The sequence below is a fragment of the Dolichospermum sp. UHCC 0406 genome (assembly GCF_009712025.1).
GTDB classification, from domain to species: domain Bacteria; phylum Cyanobacteriota; class Cyanobacteriia; order Cyanobacteriales; family Nostocaceae; genus Dolichospermum; species Dolichospermum lemmermannii.
Genome location: NZ_VILA01000017.1, coordinates 129,993 through 145,889 on the forward strand (window position 1 = coordinate 129,993; position 15,897 = coordinate 145,889).

The window sequence follows — 15,897 nt, forward strand, 5'->3', positions numbered from 1 at the left end:
CTTATGGCAGATTCATGAAGTTTGTCTAGAATCTTAATTAAATTTAACCTAATTCTCATACTAATACCAATTAAAAATTAAAAATTAAAAGTTAAATATTCCCAAAATCAGACCCAGTAAGGATTTGGGGCTAATTTATATTTTGCTATCTCTATTACTAATTTTATGCCGGACTGCACAGGATCACCAAATTCATTTATATTATTCATGCTTCAAAGCTTAATACAACGCAGAGGTTACGAAAAATGAACCACTAAGAAGCGAAGAAGCGAAGGTAAGAGTTTTAGAGAGATTTTTCGTGCTGGGTGATAGTGTCATCGCTGATCTTGTAACTAATCATCGTTTAAAATCTAGTAGACTTCTTGTGAAAATTGTTATGAAAGCAGAGTTAACAGCCATCATTGAGAGAGCAACGGAAGGAGGATACTGGGCAATTTGTCCAGAAATTTCTGGTGCTAATGGTCAAGGTGAAACCATTGAGGAAGCGAAAGAAAACTTGAAACTTGCTATTCAATTGATTATTGAAGATCCTATGGCACATATCCGCAGGGGAATCACAGAAGATGCGATAGAAGAGACTATTTTAATTCCATGAAACGTAAAGAATTAGAAAAAAAGTTAAGATAAGCAGGTTGTTACCTAAAACGAGAAGGTGGTTCTGATTCTTTATGGATTAATCCTCAAACAGGTGTCATTGAGGCTGTACCAAGACATATAGAAATTAAGGAATTTTTAGCCCAGAAAATTCTTAAAAACTTAAATGCCGAATAAGTAGGTGAACACAATAAGGGACTTCCAATTAAAAAAATACCCAAAAATTTCTTGTGGTGCGGGACGAATTGCCCGCTAATCATCAAGGACGGGCAGGACTTGTACTGAGCCTGTCGAAGTATGCCCATCCCACAAAATTGGGTAATTTATTTTTTGGTGTTCCCTAGAGAATGCAGTAAATGGATGATTATTTAGCAACGGCCATAACCTGTTGGGGTTCTCTCTGGGTTTCTTCAACCTGGCAGCGATCGCTATTTTGATTAGTGCTACCATTGGCACTATTCTCAGTAGAAATATTGTCCGTAGTATTATCAGTAACTTTCACCTGAGCAAGTTGACTTTTTAGCTTAATTTTTAACGCATCGGTAAGGGGTAGAATATCAATTTCCCTGTAAAGGGCTTCTTCCGCTTCCGTTTTGCGACGCTCAACATAAACAGTAGTAAGAATCATCTCGATTCCGTAACCCGTCAAATTGTCTCCGATAACACCAATTGAACCCGCTAAAGCAGTGGCAAGAGTAACGGTTAGACCCGTACCCCCAAAAGAGGTGAATGCTACAGCAAGAATGATACTAGGAACACCGATAGAAGCTGTCTTTTTAGCGATCTCGTCGAAAGAAATTCCCATAGAGGAAAGTTGTTTTGAAATTTCTTCAGGAGAAATGCCAAAAGCACTCAGTTGTTTATTAAGTTCGTCCATAAAATAAAGACCTCTTAGATGACCGTAAATTGTTTAGTTAGAGTTTAATCGCCACCAATTGTAACAGAAGATCAGTTTTTTGATCCAGACTTAACTCAATCAGTGAAATATTAGTCTGTATCGTACAAACCGATACGAAAAACTTTCGAGTTGTACAGAGAAAATGCTATCTGTCCGTTCGCTCATTTTGAATAGAGAAAAAGAATTAAAACTTGGAAGGAAAAGGAAGACAGAGATTTTGTTTTTTACATAGAGAAAGAAGCATTGAAGCGGGAGAGGAGTAGGTTATTATCAGGGGAGTTGAGGGGAAGGGGAATGAAAAGATGGAAATAAGTTCAGAGCGAATAAATGACAAGGACTCCGGTTTGATTCTTGAATTTTCCTGCGTAGGAAGGCAAGAGGCAAGAGGATTTGAGAATATGAAGGTGTACCGAGTTTTGTTCAAAAATCAAATAGGAGTCCTATAGATGAATATTGTGCAGAGTATAAAGACCTGTTTAAAGAAGTAAGAAATTATGAATGTTTCAAATATTTACATTTAGGAATAATTTCAGCAATCAAGTTTTCAAACAACCTCTGAGATTATCAATTAATTCTTTAATTTTACTGGCAAAATCTAAACTGTCTAAATGCTGCATAGTTGAGAATCTATATCTAAAAAGATAATTCTTGAAATAACTCTATCAAAGGCAAATTAAAATTAGGAATAACATCTTCTCCATCAAGACTATCTTCCAATTGCAAAAGCTGGGATGGCTTAGGTTTGCGATAAACTAATACACATTCTTCATCTGGCAATATTACCCATGCTAAACGAGTGCCATTTTCAAAATATTCTACTAATTTATTATGAATTTCTTCAAAAGTATTATTAGGAGAAATAATTTCTACAGCTAAATCAGGAGCGCCATCAAAAAAACCTTTGGGTAATCGCTTTAAACCTGGCAATCTTTCCTTAGAAACAAAAGCAAGATCGGGTGATCTTTTGTTACCAGTTTTCATTTTAAAAGCAGTGCTAGAATCACAAGTTATTCCGAGTTTATGATCACGCACAAAGCCTGTTAAAAAATATCCAAGAGTTAGAGCTAAGTAGCCATGTTCTACACCTGAATTTGCGACTATAATTAGCTCTCCATTCACATATTCATAAAGATTATCATTTTCTTGCAATAACATAAATTGCTCATCTGTTAAAGCCTGATGATTAGCTAAAGGTTGAATTAATTCTAAATTTGTGATTGCAGCTTGTGTCATTAGATTTAACTCCCCAGATGAAACGCTATATCAATGATTATATACTTAATTAACAGATCCCCGACTTCTCACACTAATTTATAATTTATTGACATCATTATCCTCAAAACGGCTTAATCGTTCGATTCCATCGGTAGGGGTTTAGCACTGCTAAACCCCTACAAATCTAGGTTTTCCCTAATCTTGTAAATCGTATTTTCTCGTGCTTCAATTAGAGGATGTTTTAAAAGTTTTTAATGTGTAAACAGACCCCTCTCCAAACCTCTCCCCTACCAGGGGAGAGGCTTTAAAACCCCCATTCCCTTGTACGGAAGGGGGGGAGGGGGGTTAGGTTTTTGGAGATTATGGGTTTCATATAATACTTTTCAAACAACCTCTTAGGATTGCTATAATTATTTAAACATAATGCTGGGATACAGACTGGAAACATCAATTTTAGCAATGTGTTTGTGAAAATCTAGTACAGAAATTACCAATTTTTAACGCTAACCTACTTAGACATCTCCGAAAATATTGTAGAGCCGAGAATCCCTACCCAGGTCACTTCTCTACAAGGGTTTCAAGTCACACACATTTAATTCTCACAAGATGTCTAATCATTTACTTACCTTCCGTAATTTTCAAGGTATAAGGTAGGGATTCATTTTCCTTGTAAGAACCAATCCAAATTTGATAAGTACCTGGTAGCCATTCCCCAACAATACCGGGGTTTTTACCGTCAAAATCATCATTGCACCAAGTTCCACCGGGTCCTTTAACAATCATGGTGGTATCCGCAGGACTTTGGACTACTAATTTCAGGTAGTCAAATTTACTGGTGAGTTTCACAGTATGGTCTGGTGCTTCATCCATAAATCCTTTACATGGTCCTGTTGGTGGTGTTTCTGCTTTTCCTGCTATTTTGCTCCCCGGTATTGCACCACCACTCATTCCTCTCAATATCAAGGGATCTGAAGATAATGGATGTTGAATAGTCGCATCTCCAAAAATTGGCGCGGCTGTTTGAGCATGAGCCACTGGATTAAACCCGGCTGTAACGCAGAGTACAACTATGATTCCTGTAGGAAAAGCTGTTTTTGACATTGCAATTAGAGAAGATTCCTAGATATCTTATAAAGACATCAATCTTAGGTCTCAAGTTCCTTTGGAGAAAAGACTTGAGTACCGCAGGAGGAAATTCAAAATTCAAAATTAACGAGAACTCCTACCCATTACCCATGACTTAGGGTTTGCTGCTAATTGCTTGATTTAAACGGGCTTTATCTAAACCAATCTGATTTAACAGTAACCAAGACTGAATTAAATCTGGTCCATGTACATCCCCAGTTAATCCTGCTCTGAGCGATCGCATGACTAAGCCTTTTTTCACATTTTCCGATTTCACAACTTGCTTAATAATACTTTGGGCAATATCTGCTGACAACTCTGGCTGACTTTCTAAAGCTGTAATAATTGCTTGCAGTACAGTCTTGACACCCTCTTGCTGTAGTTGTTGACTGCCTTCTTCAGTCAATTCTACCCCATCAGTAAAAAATACTTTGGTCATCTCCACCGCATCCACCAATCGAGTCAAACTAGCAGCAATTAACCCCACTAGCTGCTCTAACCAAGTCCGTTCTCTCCCACCTGTAAATTGACAACCAGCTTTTTCCCAATAGGGAATAACTAAATCTGTCAGCTTATCAATTGGCATATTATGGAGATATTGGCTATTTAACCAATCCAATTTATCCCAGTCAAATTTAGCACCAGCTTTATTTACCCGCTCAAAGCAAAAATCCTTAGCTGCTGATTCTAAATCAAATATTTCTTGAGTAGAATCCGCTGGCGACCATCCCAGCAAAGTCATATAATTAACTAAACCTTCCGCAGTAAAGCCCATTTCCTCAAAGTCACAAATGGAAGTTACTCCATCCCGCTTCGATAATTTGCGCCCTTCTTGATTCAAAATCAAAGGTGTATGAGCAAATTCGGGAATCTTCGCCCCCAAAGCTTCATACAGCAGGATTTGTTTAGCAGTATTGGCGATATGGTCTTCACCACGAATGACATGAGTAATTTGCATATCAATGTCATCCACAACCACCACAAAATTATATAGTGGTTGACCTGTACCATCACTAGCAGCGCGAGCAATCACCATATCACCACCCAAATCGCTACCCCGCCAACTCATTTTCCCCCGGACTAAGTCATTCCAGACAATTTCCCGGCTATCGGCGATTTGGAAACGAATTACAGAAGAACGTCCTTGAGCTTCAAATTCAGCCCTTTGTTCTGGGGTGAGGTGACGGTGACGGTTATCATAGCGGGGTGCTTCTCCTCTGGCTTTTTGCCCTTCTCTCAAAGCGTCTAATTCTTCAGATGTGGTGTAGCAGCGGTAAGCTAATCCTTGATCTAGTAATTTTTGCACCGCTTCTTTGTAAAGATGAAGGCGTTGAGATTGGAAAAATGGACCTTCATCCCAATTCAATCCTAACCAGCGGAGTCCAGCTAGAATATTATCTGTGTATTCAGGACGCGATCGCTCTAAATCTGTATCTTCGATTCTTAAAATAAAATTGCCATCATGGTGACGAGCAAACAAATAGTTAAATACAGCAGTTCTCGCTGTACCAATATGTAGATTTCCCGTAGGACTCGGAGCTATGCGGACTCTGACGGTCACAGTTGATTCTCTCTTTTACAAATCATGATTACACCTACTGAAATTAAAGGTATGAGCATTTTTAATCAACTCGTTATTCAATATTCAGCATTTTAGAACGGGACTGACGGGGCTCGAACCCGCAACTTCCGCCGTGACAGGGCGGTGCTCTAACCAATTGAACTACAGTCCCTCGAGTTCGGTTTGAACTTGCACTCTCTCTATTATGCCTAGTCTTTTTCTATTTGTCAAGTAGTCTGAGAAAAAATATTTTTGCAGGGAATTTGCTCATGGAGAAAGAGAGGAATTTATTCCTCATTTGAGGGCTGAAGCCCTTACTACGAAATCATCTCCAGATTTTTTACATTACTTAATCTACTTTGATTTATTTTCGTCTACTTACTTAGAACCATTATTTTTAAAAGTTAGGTATTTTTAAGCGGCGTAATAATCTAGTCAATGGAGATTCGATTTTCAGCTTAAAGGCTAAAATTTGGGTTTGTTGTAGTCCATTAAAATTATTGTCGCTGATTAAAATTAGTGATGGTTGTCCGTCGGGTAATTTTGCACCCAAGGTCAATCCCTCAATATTATCTAATGATACATCTAAAGTTCGTAGATCTAACAGGAGTTTTTTCTCTACTGGCTTGATTTTATCAGGGTCAATTTTGGCAATGCTGTCAAAATTATGAATGTCTGTGGCGTTTTCTAAGGAAATCTCAAATACAAAAACTGTAAATCCCAAACCGGTGAAACTTCTTTCTATACTGAGAAAGTTTCCTTGATTATTGAGTGCTAGTAAATCTGGTAAGCCACTGGCAAATTTACCAGTAGGATTAAACAAAGATGTAACTGGTTCTGTTTGATAGAGAAATTCCCGTTCTGGCTGCTTGGTTAAGAGGTTATATTCTAAAATTCGAGAGGAAGTACCAACACCGGATTTAGCCGCTGGTCCATCTTGAATTAAGGCGTTTTCGGTGGCTGTAAATAAGAATTTTTGATTAGGTGTAATGGTGAGACTTTCAAAGGCTAAGTTGTTACGGATGCCTTTTTGCTTTTGGGAATCTGGTAAAAATTTATCTGGTATGGGTAGGGTACTAATTGTTTTTCCAGAAGCCAGCGCAAATTCTTTAATAAAGGGATTGATAAGTTTGTCTACATCACCTTCAGAGGAAACAAATATGGTATCTTGATTGGTGATAGCAATTCCTTCTGTATCAGTGGTATTGGGAGGGAATGGTTGATTGCTGGTATTTAATAAGTTTGTGACACCTACGGGAATAACATCGTTGTTGGTTAATTTACCTTTGCTGAGGTCAATTGTGAAAGTATAAAAACGAGGTGTTGCTTTTTGCCCTCTGTCATCTGATATTGCATAATATAGGTTATTTCTGACATCATAAGTTATTCCCGATAACCCACCAACTTCGGTTTTTTGGAAAATTAAACCTGTGGGTAATGTAGCTTGGCCAATAAATTCTATACTTTCGATTATTGAAGAGGCAGAAGCGAAATTATTAAACAGAAAACCAATCAGAATTAGTGGAATTATAAAGATGAGAATTAGGGATAGTTTCCGAGGTTTTGGGAGACGTGGCATAGAAGAACTGGAGTAAAATTTTTTATAAGGTAATATTACCCGATTCAGCCTCAAAAAAGCTAACTAGCCAATCTTTGACAGTACGGGTGGCGCGACAGTCATCTTCGTTGTAGTCTTGAATGATTGCTAATAAGGTGCGATCGCCTGTTTCTAACCACTTATCATACCAGTAAATACATTTAGCACCATTGGCTTGTTGTTCACGCCATTCAAATCCTAGCCAACGAGCAATAGTTTTTAAGGCATAACTATCTATTGGTAAAGCCACACTTTGAATTAATTGTTCATAGATATCAATAAACCGATTCAGGATGGGATGAATTTGGGCATAAGGTGTGCGATACAATTTACCAAGGCGTTTGACTGTATCTACTTCATAAGCACAAAAATGATAAATTGGGGCTTGAGGATATTGATTAACTAAATTCAGAAATTGTTGCCAAATTAGTGGTTCTTGTTCGGGTTGTTCCGCTAAAAAAGCATAAAATTGTTCGGTATTAGCGACTCTATCCACCACTAAAACACCTAAAAGATAATTTAAATTTAAATCTGGTTGGGCTTCAATATCAAAATAAAGTTCAATGGGGGCTGTAAAAGTTAGATATTCTAAAGAAAAGGAATTTGCAATAATTAATGGTTGTTTGGTGAATACAGATTGGGCTTGAATAACTAATTTAGCAGCTACATTACTATCAAATCCTGTCAAGTTTTCTAAAGTGCTAGGATGGGTCTGTGCCAGTGCTTCTAAAGTAGTAATAGCTAGATTTTGCAGTTGAGTATAGCGAATCGGTGTTACACCTGGTAACAGAGAAAGGTGTTCTTGATATCTCGCTTTGGCATGACAATAATTATACCAAGGACAAAGACTACATTTTTGCCGAGAAATAAAAATTTCTGGTGCTTCCACCGACTCAATAACTTGAATATATTCCTCTAAAATATTCAACATTTGTGGTGTCCATTTATCTAAATCCACCACATAAGTTTTATCTTTATCCCGCAATATCAGCCCGGCTTTACTGAGAATCACATCCTGAACCGTGGCTAAAACTTGGGCGTGAAAAGCAATAACTACTTGATATTCTTGCTTGGGACGTTTACCCAATTCAATATTAACTGGGACATAGTTCCAATTCCCAAACCGAGATTTTCCCGGCTGTTTGACCAGTAAATCTGGGCGACTCAGCAAAGTATATTTTTCACGGTAGCTAGTTAATATTACACCACGACGAATATAACTCACCCCTTGCTGCATCAGTTCTAGAGTTGATGCTGCTCCTGCTTCCCAATCCCGTGACAGATAATCAGGTTCATAGTAACTTAACTTTTTGACTATTCGCTGATGATGAGCAATTTTGTCCTGTTGTACCTTCAGGACTAACTCATTGGGAATCTCCCGCTGAAGATAATCACCGTGAACATCTAAAAAAGGTCGCCGCTCACAGCGTTGAAATTGTAGTAAAAGTTGAGCATTAATTAACATCCTTTTAAGCTAACAATAATTCAGAAATTACAGGACAGTTAAGAATTGCATTGTTCAGCCAAATACTGTAATCCTGATTGTGATTTTTCATGTTCAATAACAAAAACATTATGTCCCACCAGAGTAACCAGTACAGAATTTTCAACATTATAGTATAAAACATCACTGTTGGCGATATTTTCCCAGACTATATTACCAGCCCCAGCAATAATGGCTTGATAATTCGTTGGTATTGAACATACGAGGTTTTCAAACTATATGTTTAATATATTCAGGTTTTTTAGCTGGCACTGTAGGAAAGCGAAATTATAACTGACAAACAGTTATTTTCCCAGCTTACATGATTTTCCTGGGTTTTGGCTAATTTAACGTTTCGCTCCTCAAACACGGCATCAAACCCATTATCCTCATCAGACCTAAATCAAGTGGAAATCGTTTTTTGTGGATTTTTGCAACTATTAATCATTGATCTGCTGATTTTTGGGCTAGATATTGCTACACTGAATTTCATACAAAATTATAATTTTTGTTCCCTGCACCTTGTGAGAGCATAGAATCAGCTTTCTGGTGTCATCAAGAAAAGAAAGATAAAAGAGCAAATCAAAACATGGTAGAATCCCTCAGAAAACCAGGCTTTGACGAAATCCGTTCTGGAATTAAGTCCCCTGCTAAGGAAACCCTTTTAACACCAAGGTTTTACACAACCGATTTCGATGAAATGGCACGGATGGATCTTTCCGTCAATGAAGAGGAATTGGAAGCCATTATTGCAGAATTCCGCATTGACTACAACCGCCATCACTTTGTTCGGGATGCTCAGTTTGAAAAATCTTGGGACTCTATTGACGGAGAAACTCGCAAATTGTTCGTTGAATTTCTCGAACGTTCTTGTACAGCAGAGTTTTCCGGCTTCTTGTTATACAAAGAACTCGGTCGGCGCTTAAAGGATAAAAGCCCTCTTTTAGCTGAAGGCTTTAACCTGATGTCACGGGATGAAGCCCGTCACGCTGGGTTCTTGAACAAAGCTATGTCAGACTTTAATCTTTCTTTAGATTTAGGGTTTTTGACTAAGAGTCGTAGTTATACGTTCTTTAAGCCCAAATTCATCTTCTACGCGACCTATCTTTCTGAAAAGATTGGTTATTGGCGCTATATCACTATTTATCGTCATTTAGAAGCCCATCCTGAAGATCAAATTTATCCAATTTTTAACTTTTTTGAGAACTGGTGTCAGGATGAAAACCGTCACGGTGATTTTTTTGATGCGGTTATGAGAGCGCAGCCACAAATGTTGAATGACTGGAGAGCTAAACTATGGAGTCGCTTCTTCCTGTTGTCAGTATTTGCAACTATGTATCTCAATGATATTCAACGCAAGGATTTCTACGCTTCCTTGGGCTTGAATGCGCGTGAGTACGACATTCATGTAATTAAGAAGACCAATGAAACCGCTGGTAGAGTCTTCCCAGTTATGTTGGATGTTGAGAATCCAGTATTTTATGAGCGTTTAGATGTTTGCGTCCAGAATAACGAAAAATTGGCAGCAATTTCTAGCTCTAATACGCCTAAATTCCTGCAATTCTTCCAAAAACTTCCAATCTATCTATCTCATGGTTGGCAGTTATTACAATTGTATCTGATGAAGCCTATTGATGCGGCTTCTGCTCACGGTCAAGCTCGTTAATTTGAGTTTGATTTTTGTTTGAGGTGGTTTTGTCTTGGACAGAACCACTTTTTTTGTTTCTATTTTGTTTCGCGCAAAGACGCTAAGGAGCAAAGACGCAAAGGGAAGAGTCCTAAGTTTAAGTAAGGACTTGTTTGTAAGTTTACAACAATTCAATCTTTCCAAAAATAAATGGCAAATCCGTCAAGGGGCAAAATCTTTACTTGCTATTGGTTCTCTAATTGCTGATGAATATTGAGAGTTTGAACGGCGGTTAGATGGGAATTTTAAATTAGTTTGGTCAGAAAAACAAAACGGTGATATAGTAGGAGTCAGGATTAAAAGCACAAGTGAGTTGTGTTTTAAACAACTGACAACTGACATTCTCTCAATTATTTTCCCATCTTGCGTTTGAGTTTTTCTAATTCGTCTTGAGTTTCCCAATTGCGAAATGTATTTTCTAAGTCGTCAAAATTACTGTGAGAATTAGCAGCAGTATTCCAGCCAGGAGTTTCAGTTTTTAATCTTTGCTGGGTTTGTGCTTTGGTTCTGGCTGTTTGTGCTTCGGCTGCTTTTGTTTGTACTTCTTGACGACGTTGTTGAATTTTGCGAAGTAGTTCTTGGGACTGGTTAATGCGTTCTTTTAAACCTTGCATTTGTCCCCACATTTGATTTCCTTCTCGCAGTAGGGCTGCTTCTCGTTCTTGGGCTGGGGTGGCTAAGTCTTGTCTACCTGCGGCTTGGGCTTTTTGAATCCGAATATGCCATTTTTGGATTTCTTGGGCTGTGCTGAGAATTTCATCTTGCGATCGCTTCTCTTGCAATTGTAACTCGGCAATTAACTTTAATGTATCTTCTTCTTGTTCCCGCAGTTGTTCTAAAAGTGCTTCTAACTCTAAATGAGGGTTATTCCGCAAGAACTCTTCTAAACGACTTTCTAAAAACCGACTTAAATCATCAAATAAACTCACTGTTAAAACTCCAACTATCAGATATATGACTATTTTATAACAGAGAACAGGGAAATTTCCTTCTTTCTCCTAACAACTGACAACTGTACGGGCGAAGCATTTGGAGAACTATTTTTGGCAATGACCGATAATTTATCTTCCAAATGCTTCGCCCCTACTAACAACTGTACGGGCGAAGCATTTGGAGAACTATTTTTGGCAATGACCGATAATTTATCTTCCAAATGCTTCGCCCCTACTAACAACTAACAAATTAAATTGGTGTTACCCAATATTTAATTCCTTGGATAGTTTTTTGTTGTAATCCAAATTTGGGTAAATCATCTTCACTCTGGCTTAAATAAGTCCAATGGGGAAGATCACTAACTACAGTTTGAAACCAACCATTTTCATTTAAAGCCTGTCTTTGGGTTGATGTTGATACTTGTAAATCAATTGCTAATCCCCACAGATGTTGTGACGTACCGGGGGGTGCAACTAAACCGAGAATTTTTGTTTCTTTTCCGGCTTTGACTCTTGCTAATGTTTCACTATTTGCGTATTTATTCCAAAATCTTAAATTAGTGGCAAAATTGCGAAGACAATCACCAGCATAACCTGATTTAAGGGGAATATTTTCTAAACTTTTCGCCTTATTTAAAGCTGCTGCTGCGGTTTTTTGTAAATAACATTCTTGAGTGCCATCTACTAAAGCTATACTCATTGTCTTCTGAAAAGATTTTGTTTCTGATTCGTTATCTAAAATCACTTTTTGTGGTAAATTAATTCCTGACTCTTGATTAATAAATACTGTTCCATAGGAACGTAGTAAAGTATATTCAAAAGTATCATCCTGGGGAATTGTGGGGATTTTTTGGGCAATTGTTGCTAAAAACCGTTGTTGATCATCTAATTTCTGATCGGGAATAAATGGTATATTTATAGATGACTTTGAATTGTCACAAGGTAAGCTGGAATTAGTTAAACATTCCTTGGCAATTTGGGGAGTTATTATTAACTGATCTCGAAAAACTTTATGGACAGAAACCAAGGTAACACTCACAAAAATAATTATAGTTACAAATGCTGCTATTTGCAGAATTGGTTTCATAAAAATATTACTTATTTTGAAAATTTCGATTTCATCATATCCCACAATTTCCTAGAATTTATGTTATTAAGACACAATGTCAGGACTCATATCCCCAACTTCTTCAAGAAGTCAGGGATCTGGTTTTTTGTCACTTGAGGTAAAATTAGTGTGTATAATTATAGGATAAAGTTTATTTGTTAGGTTACAAATAGTTATATTAACAACCTTTACACTTAATCATTTTTAACAAAATATGAAGTTAAAAAACTCCCGCATCCAAACTTTAATTATTTATAGCATACTCAGTGCGATCGCTATCGTGATGCTGTTTCCATTGTTATGGTTAATCAGCACAGCACTAAAATCACCAACGGAAAATATTTGGCAGTCACCACCCCAATTATTACCTAGTCAGCCAACACTAGAAAACTTCTCTAAAGTTTGGCAATTTTTACCATTCGCAACTTATTTATACAACAGTATCCTAGTATCAGTATTAACAGTTGGTTTAAATTTGTTGTTTTGTTCCTTAGCGGCTTATCCCTTGTCCAGACTATCATTTGTGGGCAGAAATGGGATTTTCATAGCCATTGTCTCCACAATTATGATTCCCTTCCAAATTGTCATGATTCCTTTATATATTTTGACAGTGCAACTAGGGTTGAGAAATAGTTACTTAGGAATAATTTTTCCTAGTTTGGCATCTGCCTTTGGTATATTTTTATTACGGCAGGCTCTAATAGGTGTGCCAAAGGAAATTGAAGAAGCGGCTCGTTTAGATGGTAGTTCTGAGTTAGGATTGTGGTGGCACATCATGCTACCTGCCATTCGTCCAGCGCTGATTACTTTGGCTATCTTTGTCTTTATTGGTGCTTGGAGTGACTTTTTGTGGCCTTTAATTGTCATCCAAGATGAAAGTTTATATACTTTACCCTTGGGGGTAGCTAAGTTAGCGGGAACATTTTCTTTAGATTGGCGGTTGGTAGCTGCTGGTTCAGTAATTTCTATTACTCCAGTGCTATTATTGTTTTTGTTTCTACAAAAATATATTGTTCCTACGGATACAGGGAGTGGAGTCAAGGGCTAAAAATGCCGATAAACAAAGAGCTTAAATTTAGATTTAGAGCGAATTATTATTCCTTGTCCTATTACATTGACAAGTGATACCTATGCCATTAAAGCGTATTTTAAAAATCAATGACCAATTCTCGTTTACAGTTATTAGTCTTAAGCAATGGTCACGGAGAAGATATCATTGCTGTTCGGATTATCCAGGCTCTACAACAATTATCTTCTCCACCAGATATTTTTGCTTTACCAATAGTAGGTGAAGGACGTGCTTATCAACAAATAGACATTTCTATGATTGGTAAGGTGCAGACTATGCCTTCTGGTGGTTTTATCTATATGGATAGCCGCGAATTAATGCGCGATCTGCGGGGTGGGTTGGTGCAGTTGACTCTTAATCAAATTCAATCTATCCGCAGTTGGGTAAGTTCACAAACCAAGTTAGGTAATCCCAAAGCTATTCTAGCGGTGGGGGATATTGTTCCCCTGTTGTTTGCAGCAGTGAGTGGTGCTAATTATGCCTTTGTAGGTACTGCTAAATCAGAATACTATGTGCGCGATGAAGCGGGATTATTACCGAGAAAATCAAAGTCCGCATGGTGGGAAAATTTTTCTGGTTCAATTTACCATCCTTGGGAAAGATGGTTGATGAGTCGTGGCCGTTGTCGGGCTGTGTTTCCTAGAGATGCTCTGACTACGGAAATTCTCAAAAAATGGCGAATTCCCGCTGTGGATGTGGGGAATCCCATGATGGATGGTTTGCAGAAGATTTTTACCGCACAACAGTTTTATCGTCCTGATGCTGAACTCGAAGAAGTGATTCGGCCTTTGATTGTGACTCTGTTACCCGGTTCTCGTGCGCCGGAAGCTTACAACAATTGGGAAATCATCATGATTGCTGTATCTGCGCTGACGGCTAGTTTACGACAACCAGATTCCATCTTTCGGGCTGCGGGGACGATGATTTTTTTAGGGGCGATCGCTCCTGGTTTAGATTGTAGTATTTTATCCCAAACTTTACACATTCAAGGTTGGCGACGGTGTGATCAATCTCCTTTAGCAATTTCTGACCCTGATAGCTTGACTTTTAACCAAAAAAATGCTTATTTTATCCTGACCCAACAAGCCTATAATGAATGCTTACATTTAGGTGATCTGGCGATCGCTATGGCTGGAACAGCAACAGAACAATTCATCGGTTTGGGAAAACCAGCGATCGCTATTTCTGGTCATGGACCTCAATACAACCCCGCTTTTGCAGAAGCTCAAAGTCGGCTTTTAGGAATATCTCTCACCCTCGTCAACCAACCATCACAAGTTCTCCCCGCTATCCAATCTCTACTCAAAAATCCTGACCTCTTACATGAGATTGCTGAAAATGGGTTGCAGCGCATGGGACGTGCAGGTGCAGCACAACGGATTGCAGAATGTTTGCAGGAAAAATTAAACTACCAACCCAGAACGTAAAGCCCGCACGGCTGCTTGGGTTCGATCATCAGCACAGAGTTTATTTAAGATATTGCGAACATGAGTTTTTACTGTACCTACAGTAATATATAATTTTTCGGCGATTTGGCCATTGCTGCAACCACCCACAATCAATTCTAAAATTTCCAGTTCCCTTTGGGTGAGGGGATAAGTTTCTAAAACTTGTTCATATTCTATTTCCAGAGCTTCGATTTTTACAGTTTTTGGCTTGTCCAATGATTGATGATCACCGGGGACACCTTGACGCATTTTCCGTAATACGACACTAGCGATCGCTGGATCAATCCAAGAATTACCATGAAAAGTTGCTTCTACAGCTTCAGTAAATTTATTAATACTTGTTTCCTTCATATAATAAGAATCTGCTCCCGCCGCAAAAGCCGCTAGAACTGCATCTTCAGTATTATTCATCGTCAAAATCAAAATTTTCGTCTGAAATTGTCCCGTTTCTGTCTGATAACGTCTAAATTTACGCGTTAGCTCAATTCCACTCATATCAGGTAAACCAATATCTATCACAGCCACATTTGGCTTGATTGTTTCTAAAAGTTTTAGTCCTTGAGTCGCATTGGCTGCCTCACCAATCACCTTAAAGCCGCTGTGTGACTGCAATTCAGTTTTGAGTCCCATGCGGGTTAAATCGTGATCTTCAATTAATAGAATACTAATCTCACTCATAAGAATACCCGGTAAGTGGGAAACTCAGCGGCTTTAGCCCTGAGAGGGATGGTATGGCTAACGCCACGCTACGCTATCGATATGGCTCACCAGCCACGGCACGGGCAGTTCGACAAGTGTTACAGTGAGCTTGTCGAACTGCTCACTGACCACGGTTTTAACCGCTTTGAATATTTTTTCATTACCGCCTTGGAGTTAAGAAATTCGGGGTACTTTTGTGGTGTACTTTCAACGGGACAATTACCGATTCAAATTTCCCAACTCTGTACGCATAATGTGTTGCTCCGAAGAGCCTCCCTTTCGGGGTGATGTTAGCTTCGTCAATGTTTTAAGAGCTTTTTAGACTTGCAACACTGTTTCAGTGACTTTAAAACTGTTTAATTGCAAATGACAGAGCAGGGAACTAGCTTCGCATTCCAGGGTGTCGTGACTCAAAAAACGTAGTCAGTGAAGACTTAGACTGGTCAGTACAGCTTGTAATAAATTACAAGCTCAGTCCCTT

The 15,897-nt window shown here is 38.3% G+C and carries 14 protein-coding genes and 1 tRNA gene; 4 read left to right on the forward strand and 11 right to left on the reverse strand.

What is annotated here, in order from left to right:
- Nucleotides 1-376: 376 nt before the first annotated feature.
- Nucleotides 377-595, forward strand: a complete 219-nt coding sequence (locus FJR09_RS16735; protein ID WP_015078431.1) for a type II toxin-antitoxin system HicB family antitoxin — start codon at nucleotides 377-379, stop codon at nucleotides 593-595.
- 363 nt (nucleotides 596-958) lie between these two features.
- Here FJR09_RS16735 and FJR09_RS16745 read toward each other — a convergent pair whose 3' ends face one another.
- The 7 genes from FJR09_RS16745 to FJR09_RS16775 form a co-directional block, all read right to left on the reverse strand.
- Nucleotides 959-1,471, reverse strand: coding sequence for a hypothetical protein (locus FJR09_RS16745; RefSeq protein ID WP_015078432.1), 513 nt, complete (start codon nucleotides 1,469-1,471; stop codon nucleotides 959-961).
- 654 nt (nucleotides 1,472-2,125) lie between these two features.
- Nucleotides 2,126-2,725 (reverse strand): Uma2 family endonuclease, encoded by a 600-nt coding sequence (locus tag FJR09_RS16750; RefSeq protein WP_015078433.1) that lies wholly within the window; start codon nucleotides 2,723-2,725, stop codon nucleotides 2,126-2,128.
- Between the two features lie 600 nt (nucleotides 2,726-3,325).
- A complete protein-coding gene (locus FJR09_RS16755) occupies nucleotides 3,326-3,808 on the reverse strand; it encodes a hypothetical protein (RefSeq protein ID WP_015078435.1) in 483 nt (160 codons plus the stop codon).
- A gap of 139 nt (nucleotides 3,809-3,947) precedes the next feature.
- Nucleotides 3,948-5,393 carry a glutamate--tRNA ligase gene (gene gltX / locus FJR09_RS16760; protein WP_168653722.1) on the reverse strand — a complete coding sequence of 482 codons (1,446 nt, stop codon included), beginning with the start codon at nucleotides 5,391-5,393 and terminating at the stop codon, nucleotides 3,948-3,950.
- Between the two features lie 98 nt (nucleotides 5,394-5,491).
- Nucleotides 5,492-5,565 (reverse strand) — tRNA-Asp (locus tag FJR09_RS16765).
- Between the two features lie 225 nt (nucleotides 5,566-5,790).
- Nucleotides 5,791-6,972 (reverse strand): esterase-like activity of phytase family protein, encoded by a 1,182-nt coding sequence (locus tag FJR09_RS16770; protein WP_015078437.1) that lies wholly within the window; start codon nucleotides 6,970-6,972, stop codon nucleotides 5,791-5,793.
- Between the two features lie 22 nt (nucleotides 6,973-6,994).
- Nucleotides 6,995-8,455 (reverse strand): TM0106 family RecB-like putative nuclease, encoded by a 1,461-nt coding sequence (locus FJR09_RS16775; protein ID WP_015078438.1) that lies wholly within the window; start codon nucleotides 8,453-8,455, stop codon nucleotides 6,995-6,997.
- 607 nt (nucleotides 8,456-9,062) lie between these two features.
- Between FJR09_RS16775 and acsF the strand changes: the two genes are divergently transcribed.
- Nucleotides 9,063-10,139 carry a magnesium-protoporphyrin IX monomethyl ester (oxidative) cyclase gene (gene acsF, locus FJR09_RS16785; RefSeq protein WP_015078439.1) on the forward strand — a complete coding sequence of 359 codons (1,077 nt, stop codon included), beginning with the start codon at nucleotides 9,063-9,065 and terminating at the stop codon, nucleotides 10,137-10,139.
- 371 nt (nucleotides 10,140-10,510) lie between these two features.
- Here the strand turns inward: acsF and FJR09_RS16790 are convergent, their stop codons facing one another.
- From FJR09_RS16790 to FJR09_RS16800, 3 genes are read right to left on the reverse strand one after another with little or no spacing between them, the layout of a single operon-like run.
- A complete protein-coding gene (locus tag FJR09_RS16790) occupies nucleotides 10,511-11,089 on the reverse strand; it encodes a TIGR04376 family protein (protein ID WP_015078441.1) in 579 nt (192 codons plus the stop codon).
- A 29-nt stretch (nucleotides 11,090-11,118) separates the two neighbouring features.
- Nucleotides 11,119-11,334 carry a hypothetical protein gene (locus FJR09_RS16795; RefSeq protein WP_168654136.1) on the reverse strand — a complete coding sequence of 72 codons (216 nt, stop codon included), beginning with the start codon at nucleotides 11,332-11,334 and terminating at the stop codon, nucleotides 11,119-11,121.
- 8 nt (nucleotides 11,335-11,342) lie between these two features.
- On the reverse strand, nucleotides 11,343-12,179 hold the full coding sequence (locus tag FJR09_RS16800) for a D-alanyl-D-alanine carboxypeptidase family protein (protein ID WP_041458202.1): 837 nt from the start codon (nucleotides 12,177-12,179) through the stop codon (nucleotides 11,343-11,345).
- Between the two features lie 235 nt (nucleotides 12,180-12,414).
- Between FJR09_RS16800 and FJR09_RS16805 the strand changes: the two genes are divergently transcribed.
- Both FJR09_RS16805 and FJR09_RS16810 read left to right on the forward strand, forming a co-directional pair.
- Nucleotides 12,415-13,248: a carbohydrate ABC transporter permease gene (locus tag FJR09_RS16805; protein ID WP_015078444.1), complete on the forward strand. Its 834-nt coding sequence runs from the start codon at nucleotides 12,415-12,417 to the stop codon at nucleotides 13,246-13,248.
- A 110-nt stretch (nucleotides 13,249-13,358) separates the two neighbouring features.
- On the forward strand, nucleotides 13,359-14,696 hold the full coding sequence (locus tag FJR09_RS16810; protein WP_015078445.1) for a lipid-A-disaccharide synthase-related protein: 1,338 nt from the start codon (nucleotides 13,359-13,361) through the stop codon (nucleotides 14,694-14,696).
- On the opposite strand, the gene FJR09_RS16815 is transcribed toward FJR09_RS16810, so the two are convergent.
- On the reverse strand, nucleotides 14,673-15,395 hold the full coding sequence (locus FJR09_RS16815; protein ID WP_015078446.1) for a response regulator transcription factor: 723 nt from the start codon (nucleotides 15,393-15,395) through the stop codon (nucleotides 14,673-14,675). The genes FJR09_RS16810 and FJR09_RS16815 overlap by 24 nt on opposite strands.
- Nucleotides 15,396-15,897: the final 502 nt, after the last annotated feature.